The organism is Bacillus tequilensis (assembly GCF_012225885.1).
Classification (GTDB): Bacteria; Bacillota; Bacilli; order Bacillales; family Bacillaceae; genus Bacillus; species Bacillus tequilensis.
The window spans coordinates 2941499-2955491 of sequence record NZ_CP048852.1; the positions used below are offsets into that span (position 1 = coordinate 2941499).

16 protein-coding genes are annotated in these 13993 nt (G+C 45.5%); 5 read left to right on the forward strand and 11 right to left on the reverse strand.

Features of this window, described 5'->3' with window-relative positions; all coding sequences use genetic code 11:
- Nucleotides 1–35 precede the first annotated feature (35 nt).
- Nucleotides 36–473 carry a Dps family protein gene (locus G4P54_RS15580; RefSeq protein ID WP_024714690.1) on the reverse strand — a complete coding sequence of 146 codons (438 nt, stop codon included), beginning with the start codon at nt 471–473 and terminating at the stop codon, nt 36–38.
- A 130-nt stretch (nt 474–603) separates the two neighbouring features.
- Here G4P54_RS15580 and ytzI point away from each other — a divergent pair, with 130 nt between their 5' ends.
- A complete protein-coding gene (ytzI, locus tag G4P54_RS15585; protein ID WP_024714691.1) occupies nt 604–744 on the forward strand; it encodes a YtzI protein in 141 nt (46 codons plus the stop codon).
- On the opposite strand, the gene G4P54_RS15590 is transcribed toward ytzI, so the two are convergent.
- Together G4P54_RS15590 and G4P54_RS15595 are read right to left on the reverse strand one after the other, a co-directional pair.
- Nucleotides 738–1175 carry a FixH family protein gene (locus tag G4P54_RS15590; RefSeq protein WP_167873160.1) on the reverse strand — a complete coding sequence of 146 codons (438 nt, stop codon included), beginning with the start codon at nt 1173–1175 and terminating at the stop codon, nt 738–740. The two genes, ytzI and G4P54_RS15590, sit on opposite strands and share 7 nt — an antisense overlap.
- Nucleotides 1176–1294: 119 nt before the next feature.
- Nucleotides 1295–1768 carry an S-ribosylhomocysteine lyase gene (locus G4P54_RS15595; RefSeq protein ID WP_014114882.1) on the reverse strand — a complete coding sequence of 158 codons (474 nt, stop codon included), beginning with the start codon at nt 1766–1768 and terminating at the stop codon, nt 1295–1297.
- Nucleotides 1769–1896: 128 nt separating this feature from the next.
- Here G4P54_RS15595 and yidD point away from each other — a divergent pair, with 128 nt between their 5' ends.
- Nucleotides 1897–2124, forward strand: a complete 228-nt coding sequence (gene yidD / locus G4P54_RS15600; protein WP_024714693.1) for a membrane protein insertion efficiency factor YidD — start codon at nt 1897–1899, stop codon at nt 2122–2124.
- On the opposite strand, the gene G4P54_RS15605 is transcribed toward yidD, so the two are convergent.
- Both G4P54_RS15605 and G4P54_RS15610 read right to left on the reverse strand, forming a co-directional pair.
- Entirely contained in the window at nt 2121–2684 is a 564-nt protein-coding gene (locus G4P54_RS15605) for a beta-class carbonic anhydrase (protein ID WP_024714694.1), read from the reverse strand. The two genes, yidD and G4P54_RS15605, sit on opposite strands and share 4 nt — an antisense overlap.
- 119 nt (nt 2685–2803) lie before the next feature.
- Entirely contained in the window at nt 2804–3052 is a 249-nt protein-coding gene (locus tag G4P54_RS15610) for a type B 50S ribosomal protein L31 (RefSeq protein ID WP_024714695.1), read from the reverse strand.
- 206 nt (nt 3053–3258) lie between these two features.
- On the opposite strand from G4P54_RS15610, the gene G4P54_RS15615 reads away from it, so the two are divergent.
- The 3 genes from G4P54_RS15615 to G4P54_RS15625 are packed head-to-tail and all read left to right on the forward strand — an operon-like array spanning nt 3259 to nt 5885.
- Nucleotides 3259–4590, forward strand: a complete 1332-nt coding sequence (locus G4P54_RS15615) for a cytochrome ubiquinol oxidase subunit I (protein WP_167873161.1) — start codon at nt 3259–3261, stop codon at nt 4588–4590.
- 42 nt (nt 4591–4632) lie between these two features.
- Nucleotides 4633–5673: a cytochrome d ubiquinol oxidase subunit II gene (locus G4P54_RS15620; protein ID WP_024714697.1), complete on the forward strand. Its 1041-nt coding sequence runs from the start codon at nt 4633–4635 to the stop codon at nt 5671–5673.
- A 53-nt stretch (nt 5674–5726) separates the two neighbouring features.
- Nucleotides 5727–5885, forward strand: coding sequence for a DUF1540 domain-containing protein (locus G4P54_RS15625; protein WP_032682083.1), 159 nt, complete (start codon nt 5727–5729; stop codon nt 5883–5885).
- 461 nt (nt 5886–6346) lie between these two features.
- Here the strand turns inward: G4P54_RS15625 and menC are convergent, their stop codons facing one another.
- The 6 genes from menC to G4P54_RS15655 form a co-directional block, all read right to left on the reverse strand.
- On the reverse strand, nt 6347–7462 hold the full coding sequence (menC, locus tag G4P54_RS15630) for an o-succinylbenzoate synthase (protein WP_167873162.1): 1116 nt from the start codon (nt 7460–7462) through the stop codon (nt 6347–6349).
- Complete coding sequence (locus G4P54_RS15635) at nt 7459–8919, reverse strand: o-succinylbenzoate--CoA ligase (RefSeq protein WP_167873163.1); 1461 nt, start codon at nt 8917–8919, stop codon at nt 7459–7461. The genes menC and G4P54_RS15635 overlap by 4 nt, the downstream gene beginning before the upstream one ends.
- A 90-nt stretch (nt 8920–9009) precedes the next feature.
- Complete coding sequence (gene menB, locus G4P54_RS15640; protein ID WP_003219322.1) at nt 9010–9828, reverse strand: 1,4-dihydroxy-2-naphthoyl-CoA synthase; 819 nt, start codon at nt 9826–9828, stop codon at nt 9010–9012.
- Nucleotides 9829–9862: 34 nt separating this feature from the next.
- Entirely contained in the window at nt 9863–10687 is an 825-nt protein-coding gene (gene menH / locus G4P54_RS15645) for a 2-succinyl-6-hydroxy-2,4-cyclohexadiene-1-carboxylate synthase (RefSeq protein ID WP_167873164.1), read from the reverse strand.
- Entirely contained in the window at nt 10675–12417 is a 1743-nt protein-coding gene (gene menD / locus G4P54_RS15650; RefSeq protein ID WP_167873165.1) for a 2-succinyl-5-enolpyruvyl-6-hydroxy-3-cyclohexene-1-carboxylic-acid synthase, read from the reverse strand. The genes menH and menD overlap by 13 nt, the downstream gene beginning before the upstream one ends.
- On the reverse strand, nt 12414–13829 hold the full coding sequence (locus G4P54_RS15655; protein ID WP_167873166.1) for an isochorismate synthase: 1416 nt from the start codon (nt 13827–13829) through the stop codon (nt 12414–12416). Before G4P54_RS15655 ends, menD begins: the two co-directional genes overlap by 4 nt.
- Nucleotides 13830–13993 lie beyond the last annotated feature (164 nt).

Here is a 13993-nt window from a genome sequence, read left to right on the forward strand (position 1 = left end):
TCTTTTATAAAGACATCCGGCCTTTCTATTTAGATTTAACCAAGGTAAGCTTTCAGCATCCAGTTGTGTTTTTCAATATTTTGGTGGATCGCTAGAAGCATGTCCCCTGTTGTTTCGTCACCGACCTCATCAGCTAAATCCATGCCGCTTTTCAGTTCCTCCGCGATGACTGTGAAATCATCATATACGCTTTGAACCATTTGCTCTGCCGTTTCATTTCCTGCCGCTTCTTTTACAGAAGCCGTTTCCAAGGACTCTTTCATTGTCGCAATCGGTTTTCCATTCAGCGCCAAAAGACGTTCTGCTAAGTCATCGATATAAGTGGCTGTTTCGTTATACAGCTCCTCAAACTTTTCATGAAGAGTGAAGAAATCTTTCCCTTTCACATACCAATGATAATTATGTAATTTCACATACATGACTGTCCAGTTCGCTACTTGTTTGTTCACTGCTTGAATCAATTGTTCTGACATGATTATCTTCCTCCTTGTTATATGACTATGTATACCCTGTATATCGTACGTTAAAACCTCTTTTTTATCCTTACCTGTCATGATTTCTTCTTCTATGCTACAATTGTTAAAAAACGGGAGGTGGAATGTCATGACGCTTCTCATTACCGTAAGTATTCTGATTGTGCTGGCTGTTTTGCTTGTCACCATTTGGACGACTGTGAAAGCCTATGGCGTAAAGCACACCATTGATCCTCCGCAGGAAACCCGTTCTGATTCAAAAAATCAATGATGGTGTGATTTCCCGTCTTCAGACTGATTGCTGGCAGCATCCGCGTCTCCGACTTGGACTTTTAAGGTCGGCATGCTATGCTGTTTTTTTGCTGTGACATGGGATTGGACTGTGTATACACCATCTTCCTTAAACGTTGTATCCAATCGGTATACGCCTTTTTCCTGTTTCGCTTTATACATTTGGCCGGCGTCTTTTTCTCCCTCTTTCCACACCTCAAACTTCACTTCATCAGCATCCGTTACTGCTTCGTCACCATATGATACCGCAGCTTCATAGGCGGCGATTTCTCCGGGATTTACTTTTTCGGGCCCGGTCAGCTTGACATCCAATACCTCCGGCGTCTCAGCTGTATTTGCTTTGCTTTCGCCAGACCCGCATCCGTTCAGCAAAAAAGCAGAAAAGAGCAGAACAACCAACATCTTCTTCATGCCATCACCCTTTCATCATTTACCTAAATAGTAGCAAACGCTTACAGCAAATGGTACACAAAATATAAGACGTCACAAAAAAGACCTTTTTGCGTAAACGCAAAAAGGTCCCTTTCTGTTTAGCCAAATACTTTTAACAATTCTTCTTTATCCTGTGACAGCCAGAAACGCATTAAACGTTTAGCGCCTTCCAGATCATGAAGCTTCGCTTGGCCGCACTGCTTCTCATTCGCAGCCGGAATTTCGGTAATCTCTACCGCTTCCTTCATCGTATCTTCAAGCAGATCAACGATTTCCGCTGGTGTCGGCTCTCCGCTCACAACAAGATAATAGCCGGTTTGGCAGCCCATTGGAGAGATATCAATGATGTCAAAATGATCATATTTCTCCGCATGAGAGCGAATCGTAAACGCAAGCAAATGCTCAAGTGTGTGAATGGTGTCAGGCTTCATCGCCTGTTTATTTGGCTGGCAAAAACGAATATCAAATTTATTAACAACGCCGTCTGTTCCAACTTTATGCACGCCGCAATGTCTTACATATGGAGCAACAACTGCATTATGATCAAGCTCAAAACTTTCTACTGAAGGCATAATGGCACTCTCCCTTTTCTAAAAATGTATACTCATTATAACATACCTTTCCGATAAGAATTATCAAATAACTTTTCAATCCGCGTTTTTTTTCTTATACTTGCATCAGAAAGGTTGCTGAACGAAATATGAAAACCCTATTTATCGGTCTGATCAGAGGATATCAAAAATTCATCTCGCCGCTGACGCCGCCAACATGCCGCTTTTATCCGACCTGCTCCCAATATGGAATCGAAGCGATTAAAACACATGGGGCTTTAAAAGGCGGCTGGCTGACAATCAAACGGATTTTGAAATGCCACCCATTCCATCCGGGAGGAGTCGATCCCGTTCCTGAAAAGAAACGAAAACATTAAGCGTTATAGCCGTTTACGACAAGATCCAGTTTTCCTGTTTCAGGATCAATGACTAGCCCATGAACTGGAACGTTTTCCGGAAACAGGGGATGATGTTTAATCACATTTACGCTGTCTTTCACACTTGCTTCCACTGAATCAAAGCTTTTAAACCAGTGATCAAAGTCCACACCCGAGTACCTCAATGTTTCGATGCGTTCTTCTGGGATTCCTCTTTCTTTCATTCTTTTAAGCATGCTTTCGCTGCTGATTTTGCTCATGCCGCAATCGTGATGCCCGATCACACATACCTCATCGGCGTTAAGCTCGTACACTGCGACCAACAAACTTCTCATGATGCTTCCGAATGGGTGTGTCACAAGCGCACCGGCACTTTTAATGATTTTCACATCCCCGTTTCGCATATTCATCGAATGCGGCAGCAATTCGACCAAACGAGTATCCATGCAAGAAAGAATGGCCATTTTTTTATCAGGGAATTTTGATGTCTGATATTTTTCGTATTCCTTTTGCTCAGTAAACGACTTGTTAAATTGAAGAATATCATTTAGCAGGCTCATAGCTAGTTGTATTCCTTCCTTGTCTTTTTTCTCTTCAATATATCACAGCATTTGTCTTTTCGTCATCTTATACAAAATCAAACCGAATAAGAAAAAAAGACAAACCCTGAGGGTCTGTCTTATTTCCCCATATTATATCGTTTTTTGAACTGCTCAACCCTTCCGCCTTTTTCATTGAATTTCTGGCGGCCCGTATAAAACGGATGTGTGTCAGAGCTGACCTCTACTTTAATGACCGGATATGTGCTCCCGTCTTCCCACTCTGCTGTTTCATTAGATGTTTTAGTAGAGGTGCTGAGAAATCGGTAGCCGCTGTTGACATCCTGAAATATGACTTTGTGGTTTTTTGGATGAATTCCTTCTTTCATGTCTATCCCCTTTCATTCAAATCGTAATAATTACGTTTTATTTTATAACCTTACAAACATTTTGTCAATCTTCTTACATCCTTCCCTACGTTTTCTCATCATAAACCTCAAGTTATTTAAGAATAGGAAGAATAATCTAACCGAGGAAGCAAATAATAACCCAAAATACATATAGAAATGTTTTTTTCGAAAGGTGGTTTACGATTGTGGATGATTTAGTTCTGGCCAGAAGCCTGTTTGGCACGACAATGGGATTTCATATCATTTTCGCAACGCTTGGAGTCGGGCTGCCGCTCATGATTTTAGCAGCAGAATTGATCTATCAAAAAACGAAAGATGACCATTATGCAATCATGGCGAAAAGATGGACGAAAGCTCAAGCCGTTTTGCTGGGGGTCGCCATACCGACCGGAACGATCGCGGGCACGCAGCTCGCGCTTTTATGGCCTGGATTTATGGAAGTCATCGGCCGGGTCATGTCCCTGCCGTTTCAGATTGAGATCTATGCTTTTTTTCTTGAAGCCCTTTTCATGTCGATTTATGTATACGCCGCAGACCGTTTGTCACCGGCTATGAGGATTGTCGCCGTTTTCTTTGTGTTAGTCGGAGCTGCAGCGTCGGCCGTTCTGATCACGAATGTCCATGCCTTTGAAGGAACGCCGGCAGGTTTTAAAATTTCAAACGGAAAAATCACAGATGTTGATCCGTGGGCCGCGTTCTTTAATCCGAGCTTTTTTATCACTGCCGGCCATGTCGTTTTATCCGCATTTATGACGGGAGCGTTTATCGTGGCTTCTGTGGCGGCCTATAAAATGATCCGGACAAGAAAAAAGGAAGAAGTCTATCGCTTTCACCGGAAAGCCCTTTTGCTCGCACTGACGATCGGCGGTATTTTTTCATTGCTGACTGCTTTGAACGGACACGAATCTGCACAGATGCTGTACGAATACCAGCCCGAAAAATTAGCAGGTGCGGAAGGCCTGTTTGAAACAAGATCACACGCTCCGCTTGCGATCGGTGGCTTTACCGATGCGAATGAAGAAAAAGTAAAATGGGCCATTGAAATTCCATGGGCGTTAAGCTTTCTGGCAGCGAACCGATTTGACACTGTTGTAAAAGGATTAAATGCATTTCCTAGAGATGAGTGGCCGCCGCTTTTCATTCACACGCTGTTTAATGCGATGGTCGGAGTAGGCATGCTGCTTATACTTTATTCCATTATCGGAGTGGTTTGGAGAAAGGTGCTCAAGAAAGACCGTTTCCCAACGTGGCTTTTGGTCATTTTCCTGACAGCAGGCCCTTTTAGTCTCATCGGCATTGAATTCGGCTGGATTTTCGCCTGTACGGGGAGACAGCCTTGGGTCATCTATCATCTCCTGAAAACGTCGGATGTCGTGACAACGACTGGATCAATCGGGGTGCTGTTCTTATTTTTCACATTTGTTTATGCTGTGTTAGGCGCAGCTGTCGTGTACGTGCTGCTGTACTATTTCCGCAAACACCCGGTTGACGAAGATTTAAATACAGCGGAGTCGTAATGGCTCTCTCATCAGGAAACCAAATGGAAGGAAGATCGACAAATGGACATTTCAACTGACGCTCTGATCGCCATCTCAATTATCTGGGGCTTTGTGTTTATTTACGCCGTCATGGCGACAATGGATTTCGGAGCGGGATTTTGGTCTATGATCTATTTAAACAAGGAGCACATGAAGGCCACCGATATTGCAAACCGCTTTCTGTCTCCGACTTGGGAGGTCACAAACGTCTTTATTGTGGCTATTGTTGTGGCGCTTTTCAGCTTTTTTCCCGGCGCGACCTTTGTACTCGGAACCGTTTTATTAATTCCCGGCAGCATGATTTTACTGCTTTTAGCAATCCGAAGCGGATTTCTCGTTTTTTCAAACACAGCAAAAGAACGGAAAGTGCTAAGATATATTTCCGGCATATCCGGCTTTATCATCCCTGCTATTTTAATTTTAGTGCTTCCTGTCACGCACGGAGGGTTTATAGAAAAAACGGGCGGAATCTATAACTTGAATATGTCTAAAATCTTTTCAAGCCCGAACGCCTATGCATTTATCGGGTTTGCGATTTTAAGCACTTTATTTTTGTCCTCGCTGCTGCTTGCTGATTTTTCAAATGTGGCGGAGGAACAGGACGCATACCGCGCTTACAGAAAAAGCGCCATGATTACAGGCCCGATTTCACTCCTGTTTGCTGTATGCATTATGCTGACAATGCGGAATGAAGCAAACTGGCTGTATAGCGGTATGATGAAAAATTTCTCTTGGATTATCGCATCGTTCATTACATTTGTCATTGCTGGAATCGCTCTTTTTCTGCCTAACAAGAGCTTTGGCCAAAAAATCGGAAAGCCGCGGCTTGCACTTGTTGCGATTGCGATTCAGTATTTTCTCGCAAGCTACGCGTACGGGCGGGCGCACCTCCCGTATATGATTTATCCCGATGTGACAGTCATGTCGGGTTTCACAGAGCCAGCAACGTTCAGAGCGCTGTTTGCGACGTATATCGTAGCATTTATCATTCTGTTTCCAGGCTTTTATTTCTTCTGGAGAATGTTTATGCGGGATAAACGGTATATCCGCCAGGAGGAATAGAGGGCAGGCCCGCCGGCTATACTAAGCCAGAACCTTTATGAGGAGGGGATGGCATGGAGCAGAAAATTCTATGCGAAGTCAACAACTGTTCTTATTGGGGCAAAGGAAACAAATGCACCGCTGATGCCATTTATGTTGTCAGCCATACTGGTGAAACGGCTGAAAACAGCAAGGAAACAGACTGCAAAACGTTTAAGCCGCATGACCTGTAATCAAAAGAAAGAGCTGCGTCAGCAAGCTCTTTCTTTTTGCATATGTAGTGATCTCAGTTTTTCTGTCATGCCCCCGTTTGCACGAAAAAACAAAAAGGTCCCTATATAACATTCACCTGTCCCAGCCGAGAACTTGAAACAGTAAGGCACATTTGCAAAAAAATAGCCCATGACACCGAGCAATGCGCTGAGAATCAGCATAACCTTCATTAAGATTACCCCAACTGCCCGAAGATCTATTTCGGCAACACAGACGATCAGGCGAGACAAAAGCATGCTTTTTTATTCAGATGAGACAAAAAGTTTCCTGCTTGCAAACATATCGCATTTTATCAAGCGTCATTAGCATAAAAAAACCGGCTGCATCAGCAGCCGGTCCAAACGAGAAGGGATGTATTCAACGAACGCTTTTACTATAACAGCACACAGACATTCTATCAAAATGACAAAATGCTTTTTTCTTATCCATGCTGTGTGAAAACATCCATTTTGGTCACATATTTTCGCATAATGTCCTGGTTCACCTCTACCCCTAAACCAGGCTGTTTTGACACAGAAATAAATCCATTATCAATACGGATATCAGGGGTCACGATATCCTCATCCCAATAGCGTGAGGATGAAGAAATATCACCCGGTATTGTGAATTGCGGCAGTGAAGCCAGCGCCACGTTTTGCGCTCTGGAAATGCCAGTTTCCAGCATTCCGCCGCACCAAACCTGCATATGATGCTCTCTGCATAAATCGTGAATTTTTAAAGCCTCTGTTAAGCCGCCGACACGGGATGGCTTAATATTAATGATTTTGCAGCTCCCGAGCTCAATCGCACGTCTCGCATCATCGGCCGAACAAATGCTTTCATCAAGGCAAATGGCCGTTTTCAAATGTTTCTGCAAGTGGCGGTGGTCAACGATGTCGTCAGCTTGAAGCGGCTGCTCAATCATCATTAAATGGTACTCATCAAGCTCCTTTAAGCGGCTGATATCCTTCAGTCCATACGAGGAATTGGCATCGGCCATGAGCGGGATGTTTGGGAACCGGCTGCGGATGGCCTTGACCAATTCTACATCGTGACCAGGCTGAATTTTAATTTTTATTCTTTGATATCCTTCTTTTTGATACCTCTCAATTTCCTTCAGCATGTCATCAAGGGGCGCTAAGCCGACAACCACCCCGGCAGGTATTTTATCTCTTGTCCCGCCCAAGGCCTCGGCAAGCGATATGCCCTTCTTTTTCGCATAGAGATCCCAGACAGCCGATTCAAGGCCCGCTTTTGCCATACGGTTTCCTTTATAGCGCGCCAGACTGTCCGGCACATCGGAAGGATGATTGAATTCACGTCCGACAACATTGGGAATAAAAAAATCCTTTAGCATGTGCAAACAGGTTTCAATGGTTTCCTCGGTGTACCAAGGCGAAGAGAACGCAGATACCTCTCCCCAGCCTGTGACACCGGATGTATCAATGGCTTCCACAATCAGAAATTTACGCTCTTGAAGCGTTTCTATACTGTTTTTGAACGGTTTCTTTAAATTCATGCTCAAATGGTAAAGCGTAATTTTCTCGATTTCGATCATAGCAGTTCTCCTTTACGCGCATCCTTCAGCTGATTTCGCAAGAGCTTATTAGACGCATTGCGCGGCAGGCTGTCCAGCACAAAGAATTTTTTCGGAATTTTATACTTCGCCAAGCGTTCTTTGCAGTAGACGGTCAACTCTTCTGCGTTCACAGGCTTGTGAAGGACAAGATAGGCGTGGGGCACTTTCCCCCATTTTTTGTCCTCAGCCCCTGAAACACCGGCTTCGGCTATAGCGGGGTGTGAAAGCAGCACTGACTCTATTTCAGCCGGATAAATGTTTTCTCCGCCCGATATAATCAGATCTGAACGTCTGTCTAGTACATATAAAAAGCCTTCGCTGTCCAAATACCCAAGATCCCCTGTTTTCAGCCAGCCATTTTGAAAGGAGGCTTCGTTTGCGCTCTCCCGGTTAAAATAGCTTTTCATGACATTCGGGCCTTTGACCATGATTTCACCATGTTCAAGCGGTCCACACGCCTGTCCGTCCCGCTCTATTTTAATTTCACATGAAAACAGCGGTTTCCCCGCAGATCCGAGCTTCTCCATACTGAATTCCGGCGACAGGGTAACAATTTGTGAGCATGTCTCTGTCATTCCGTATGACTGAAAGACGGGGAATCCTTTCTCACGGCATTCTTCAAGCAATGGCAGCGGTGCAGGGCCTCCGCCCAGCAGAATACATCTGATGGTTTCAGGGCAGCGGCTTGTTTCTTCTAAAAGACTGGCGAGCATTGTCTGCACAACAGATATCATTGTCACTTGATGCCTGTTGATAGAATCCAGCACATCGCTTACGGAAAAGCGCTGGTGAAGCACGACAGTCATGCCATAGATCACAGATTTAAATAAAGCGGACAAGCCGCTGATGTGAAAGAGCGGCAATGCGATAAGCCAGCGGTCTTGTTCTGTTATACCCAAATTAAGCGCAGATGACACCGCACTGAAATAATGGTTACCGAACGTTTGCTGAACCCCCTTGGGCTTGCCTGTCGTACCTGACGTATACATCAAGGTTGCCGTTTGATCCAATTGCATATAAGCCTGGATCTCAATTTCCTCAGCGTCTTCTTTCGTCAGTTCATCCACATCAATAATGTGTACGGTGTGTTTATAATCTTGCTGTTCAAAGCTTGAATCTGTCAGTAAAAAGCGGGCGCCGGAATCCTCCAACTGAAACAGCCTTTCATGTGTTGACAGCTTTGTATTCAGGAGCACTGCTTTAACACCTAGCAAAAAACAAGCGTGAACGGCATAAACCATTTCTATACGGTTTTGGAGCAAAATAGCCGCAGTGTCTCCTTTTTGAACCGAATGAGCAGCAAGCTGAGCCGCCATTCGCTTAGACGCGGCAAACAACTCTGCAAATGTAACGGTTTGGTCTCCATAAATGAGAGCGATTCTCTCAGGGGTCAGCTGTGCCCGCTGCATGAGCCAGTTCGGCTGTTCTGTCAGCATGTCATCATCTCCGAAATAAAATGTCTGTATTGAAAAGAAAACAGCTTGGACCGCAAAGTCTCAAGCTGTTTGTTTACTAAGTATTGCTGATCACGGGAAACGAGGGAACTGTCCGAAATCAGGTTTGCGTTTTTCCTTAAAGGAATCACGGCCTTCTTTTGCTTCATCAGTCGTGTAGTAAAGAAGGGTAGCATCCCCTGCAAATTGCTGAATTCCAGCAAGTCCGTCTGTATCCGCGTTAAACGCAGCTTTAAGAAAACGAAGTGCGGTCGGGCTTTTTTCAAGCATTTCTTCACACCATTTAATCGTTTCTTCTTCAAGTTGTTCCAAAGGAACGACTGTGTTGACAAGACCCATGTCCAGCGCTTCCTGTGCATTGTACTGACGGCACAGATACCAAATTTCACGGGCTTTTTTATGTCCTACGATTCGAGCAAGGTAGCCAGAACCATAACCAGCGTCAAAGCTTCCGACTTTAGGGCCTGTTTGTCCGAAAATCGCGTTGTCAGCAGCGATTGTCAAATCACATACGATGTGAAGCACATGGCCTCCGCCGATCGCATATCCGGATACCATCGCGACAACCGGTTTCGGAATGACGCGGATTAAACGCTGAAGATCCAGTACGTTCAGACGCGGAATTTGGTCGTCTCCTACATATCCGCCGTGGCCGCGCACTTTTTGGTCTCCGCCGGAACAAAATGCTTTGTCCCCGGCACCGGCAAGCACGATCACTCCAACGTTTTGATCATCTCTCGCGTCAGCAAACGCATCAATCATTTCAGCAACCGTTTTAGGGGTGAACGCGTTATGTACCTCAGGGCGGTTGATTGTTATTTTTGCAATGCCATTATACGTTTCATACAATATTTCATCGTATGTCCGTTTTGTTTTCCATTCTGCAGCCATATGATGACCTCCTTTTATTCTCTATGTGAATGAGTCAGATGCTTGTCAAAAACTCACTCACTATTTTACCAAACAATTGCGGCTGTTCCACATGGACTGTATGTCCGGCTTCTGGAACAATCTCTATTCTACTAGATGGAAGCTTCTTGTGCACCTCTTGATTGATGGTGCAAAACTTTTTGTCCCACTCCCCGCAGATCAGAAGCACAGGCACCGCCAATTCATCCACACGGCTCCACAAGGAGGGCTGTGAACCGGTCCCCATACCCGTTAAACTGTTTGCAAGCCCAATCTTATTGTTTCGCAGACGGTCAGACCGTATGCTGTGCCGAATATCTTCAGCCAGCCGCTGCTGCGATGTAAACAAAGGAATGTTCTCCCAATACTCAACAAATGCTTTGATCCCGTCACGCAAAATAAAATCTGCAAGCTTCCGGTCCCGCATGATCCGGTCCCGCCGTTCCTCAAGCGTTTTGAGACCCGGCGTTGTGCTTTCAAGCACAAGGGCCGATACCCGTTCAGGATATGCTGCTGCAAAAGAATAAGCAAGTCTTCCTCCCATAGAATACCCAATCAATTTCACTTTGTGAAGTTTTAATTGATCAAAAATCTCGGCAAGGTCAGAAACTTGCCGGCTCGTGCTGTATCTTTTCCCATTCAGCGGGGCATCTGTTTCACCATGCCCTAAACAATCTATTTTGATCAAACGGGAATCAGGCAGCATCTCATCAAGAAAAGTCCATGATTGTTTGCTGCCGGTAAAACCGTGCAGGCAGACGACGGCCTCTGAAGCCTTTGGCCGCTCGTCTGCCACAGCATAACGGACACCGTCTGAAACAGTTATGCTTACAGTTCCCATTGGTTTTTCACTTCCCGCACAGCCTCATTCAGCATATGGCGATGAAGCTGGACTCTCGATTGGCGATCCGTTTTGATTTCGATCAAATGGAGTCCGGGCTCGTCCGCCTGCGGCGCGTAAGCTGCTTTGAATTCATCCCACGAAGCCGGACAGGAATACGTTCCGCCGTAAAGCGCCGCCGCATACTCGAAATCAAGCCCTGTCGGCGTGCCGAACAAATCTTCAAAATGTGTCTTCTCAGAAGCCTGCGGCAAAAAGGAGAAAATCCCTCCGCCATCATTATTCACGAGAATCACAGTAAGAGGAATGCCCAGCTTTTTAGCTGCCAGCAGTCCGTTTAAATCGTGATAAAAAGATAAATCTCCAATCACGAGGGTGACAGGCGCTTTTGTTCCTTCACATACCCCCATAGCAGAGGAGACGACACCGTCTATCCCGTTTGCACCCCGATTTGAATAAATCCGGAAATTGCGCTCCTGCTTTTCAAAAAACGTATCAACATCCCTGATCGGCATGCTGTTGCCGACAAAGAGCGAACTGTTTTCCGGCACAAGGTGCTGAAGGATTCGATAGAGATTGCCTTCAAACGAAACCTCTTCACTGCTGATTGTTTGCAGATGCGCACGAAAACGCTCATTGACAAGCTGCCACTTTTCCAGCCATTCTGACGGTCTGGTCATGTCAGTAAGTTCAGCCAAGATGACTTCGGCAAAAACCGACGCATTACTATGAATCATATGCGCGCTTGCCTGTGTCGGGTCTCTCCACCCTCCATCCTCGTCAATCACAATCTGCTGAATGTCAGGATCATCCTTGAGCCATAAGAAAACAGGCTTCGAAACAGGCATCGGCCCAAAACGGATAACAACATCAGGACGCAAATTCGATTTCAGTTCATCATCTTTTAAAAATGAATCGTACGCATCAATGACAGTGCTTTTATCATGAGCGCCGTTCCGCAGATTGGACAGCGGGTCCGCTAAAATCGGATACTGAAGCGCCTTTGACAGCGCGATAATGTTTTCCTTATCTATATCACTATGGAGCTCTCCGCAGACGATCATTCCTTTTTCAGCCTCTCCGAGCATTGCTGCCACATCAGACAGGGATTCGTGATCAACAGACTGCATACCCGTTTTTACAGACACATGACGGCCTGCTCTCATTCTTGCAAACGGCTCATCTGAAAGATCCGGCATCAGCGGTTCCCGCAGCGGCACATTCACATGCACAGGACCCATTGGGCGTTTTTGCGCTTCTCCGGCTGCGCGGCCTGCCAGCGTTCGGATATATCTCAGCATTTGCGGAGACTCTTCTGGAAGAGCAGAGTCTGTGAAAAACTTAACAAAGTTGCCGAATAAGAAGTGCTGATTAATAGCCTGCGGTGCGCCTACTTCGCGCAGCTCGTGGGGCCGATCAGCAGTTAACACAATAATTGGCACTCTTGAATAATGGGCTTCAATCACAGCCGGATAAAAGTTGGCTGCGGCTGTTCCTGATGTGCAGATCAAAAGCACGGGACGCTGCTTCGCTTTCGCCAGCCCTAAAGCAAAAAAACCGGCAGATCTTTCATCAATTTGGACATGGACGCTGATATCGGGATGTGCGGCCGCAAGAATAGCCAGCGGTGTGGATCTTGAGCCCGGACAAACAACAGCGTCCGTAATTCCGGAAAGGGCGAATTCATCAATAAAACTTCCGATATAATGGGTAATCGGGTTGGCTGTCAACGCCTCTCACCTCCTAATGCAGAGATCATCGGCTTCAATTTAATCTGTGTTTCTTCATATTCCGATTGCGGATCAGAGTCTTCTACAATGCCGCATCCGGCAAACAGCCTTGCTGTGCTGCCTTCAATCAGCCCTGAACGGATGGCTACTGCGAATTCTCCGTTATCCTGGCTGTCAATCCAGCCTATAGGAGCCGCATACCAGCCGCGGGACAGCGGTTCGATCTCTCTGATCACTTCAACCGCTTTTTTCTGTGGTGCTCCTCCGAGTGCCGGGGTCGGATGCAGTTTCTCAATTAAGTCAAAGAGCGACGCCGACTCGCGAAGCTGTCCGACAATCGGCGTAAATAAATGCTGGACGCTTTTCGTTTTGTACAATACTGGTCCGTCAGGCTTTTCAATCTCAGAGCAGCTTGATTCAAAAGCGTCTTGGATCATGCCCACCACAATATCATGCTCCAGCAGATTTTTCTCATCGTTTAATAATTCAAGACCTAGCCGGTAGTCATCTTCTTTATCCGCGCCTCGTTTAATGGAGCCTGCAAGACAAGAAGACATAACAGTGCTGCCGTCTCTTTTGATCAGTCTTTCCGGAGACGCGCCGACAAAGGTTTTCCCTTCCTGTTCGATCGCAAAAACATAGCTTGTCTGCTGATCGTTCAGAAGCGTTTTAAGCACAGGTTCTATTTGGACCGGGCCGTCAAACGTAAGCAAAAGCTCGCGTGCAAGAACCACTTTGTCATATTGTTTTTCTTTAATTTGGCTTGTAGCCGTTTCGATTGCTTTTAGCCAATCATCCTTATCCAGCTCTTGAGATGCTGCTATCGCAGCCTGATCTCCATGATTGAATCCAGGAACCTTCATTTCCGCCGCAAAAGCTTTTAACCCTTCTAAAACAGCCTCTGCTTTTTCCTCTCCGCTTACCCACCTGTTGACTGTTAAAAACGGGCCTTCAGCAGTCATCGTCAGCATAAGCGCAGGCACAAAGAAATCCCCTTCCGAGAAATGGTCCCATTGTGTACCTCTTTCTTCGCAAGGGTCAAAAGAAAATCCTCCGAATAACACAGGTCCCACTGCAGAATGCTGCAGCTTTTCTTCTTCATAAATATGAAAAGCCGTCTTTTTAAAGCGCTCCCATTGTTCAAAGACCTCGCGATACCGCTCGCTGTTTTTTTGATTCGTCTGGAAAACCGCTTCTTTGCCAAGACCGACTATTGTCAATTCACTTTCAGGATCTGACCAAAAAAATCGATTGCCTGTATATTTTTTTGCTCCGTAATTGAAAAATGATAGAGGGTCAAGAGACTCAATTTGTCTCGAATAGCTTATTAAGACAGCATGGTTGACTTCTTTGGCTGTATGTAATGCATGTAGAACTTCCTTTCGGAACGTACGCTGCATCGTTGTCACCATGAGACATTCCTCCATAATCCTTAAAATGCTTTTAATACCATACACCTGTGTCTTCTTTGTGTCAAACACACAGATCATGCAGTTCAAATGGCCTGCCTTACCTATTATAAACCTAATTTCAGAAATGAAAAAGAAACAAACCTTAAATTTCTTTCTCCACTGAT

Excerpts from the sequence above, each read along its gene's own strand:
- ytzI (WP_024714691.1), top strand. The coding sequence starts at position 604 with ATGACGCTTCTCATTACCGTAAGTATTCTGATTGTGCTGGCTGTTTTG.
- G4P54_RS15625 (WP_032682083.1), top strand. The coding sequence starts at position 5,727 with ATGGAGCAGAAAATTCTATGCGAAGTCAACAACTGTTCTTATTGGGGC.
- G4P54_RS15610 (WP_024714695.1), bottom strand. The coding sequence starts at position 3,052 with ATGAAAGAAGGAATTCATCCAAAAAACCACAAAGTCATATTTCAGGAT.
- yidD (WP_024714693.1), top strand. The coding sequence starts at position 1,897 with ATGAAAACCCTATTTATCGGTCTGATCAGAGGATATCAAAAATTCATC.
- menH (WP_167873164.1), bottom strand. The coding sequence starts at position 10,687 with ATGGGAACTGTAAGCATAACTGTTTCAGACGGTGTCCGTTATGCTGTG.
- G4P54_RS15605 (WP_024714694.1), bottom strand. The coding sequence starts at position 2,684 with ATGAGCCTGCTAAATGATATTCTTCAATTTAACAAGTCGTTTACTGAG.
- menB (WP_003219322.1), bottom strand. The coding sequence starts at position 9,828 with ATGGCTGCAGAATGGAAAACAAAACGGACATACGATGAAATATTGTAT.
- G4P54_RS15595 (WP_014114882.1), bottom strand. The coding sequence starts at position 1,768 with ATGCCTTCAGTAGAAAGTTTTGAGCTTGATCATAATGCAGTTGTTGCT.
- G4P54_RS15635 (WP_167873163.1), bottom strand. The coding sequence starts at position 8,919 with ATGCTGACAGAACAGCCGAACTGGCTCATGCAGCGGGCACAGCTGACC.
- G4P54_RS15590 (WP_167873160.1), bottom strand. The coding sequence starts at position 1,175 with ATGAAGAAGATGTTGGTTGTTCTGCTCTTTTCTGCTTTTTTGCTGAAC.
- G4P54_RS15655 (WP_167873166.1), bottom strand. The coding sequence starts at position 13,829 with ATGGTGACAACGATGCAGCGTACGTTCCGAAAGGAAGTTCTACATGCA.
- menC (WP_167873162.1), bottom strand. The coding sequence starts at position 7,462 with ATGATCGAAATCGAGAAAATTACGCTTTACCATTTGAGCATGAATTTA.
- G4P54_RS15620 (WP_024714697.1), top strand. The coding sequence starts at position 4,633 with ATGGACATTTCAACTGACGCTCTGATCGCCATCTCAATTATCTGGGGC.
- G4P54_RS15580 (WP_024714690.1), bottom strand. The coding sequence starts at position 473 with ATGTCAGAACAATTGATTCAAGCAGTGAACAAACAAGTAGCGAACTGG.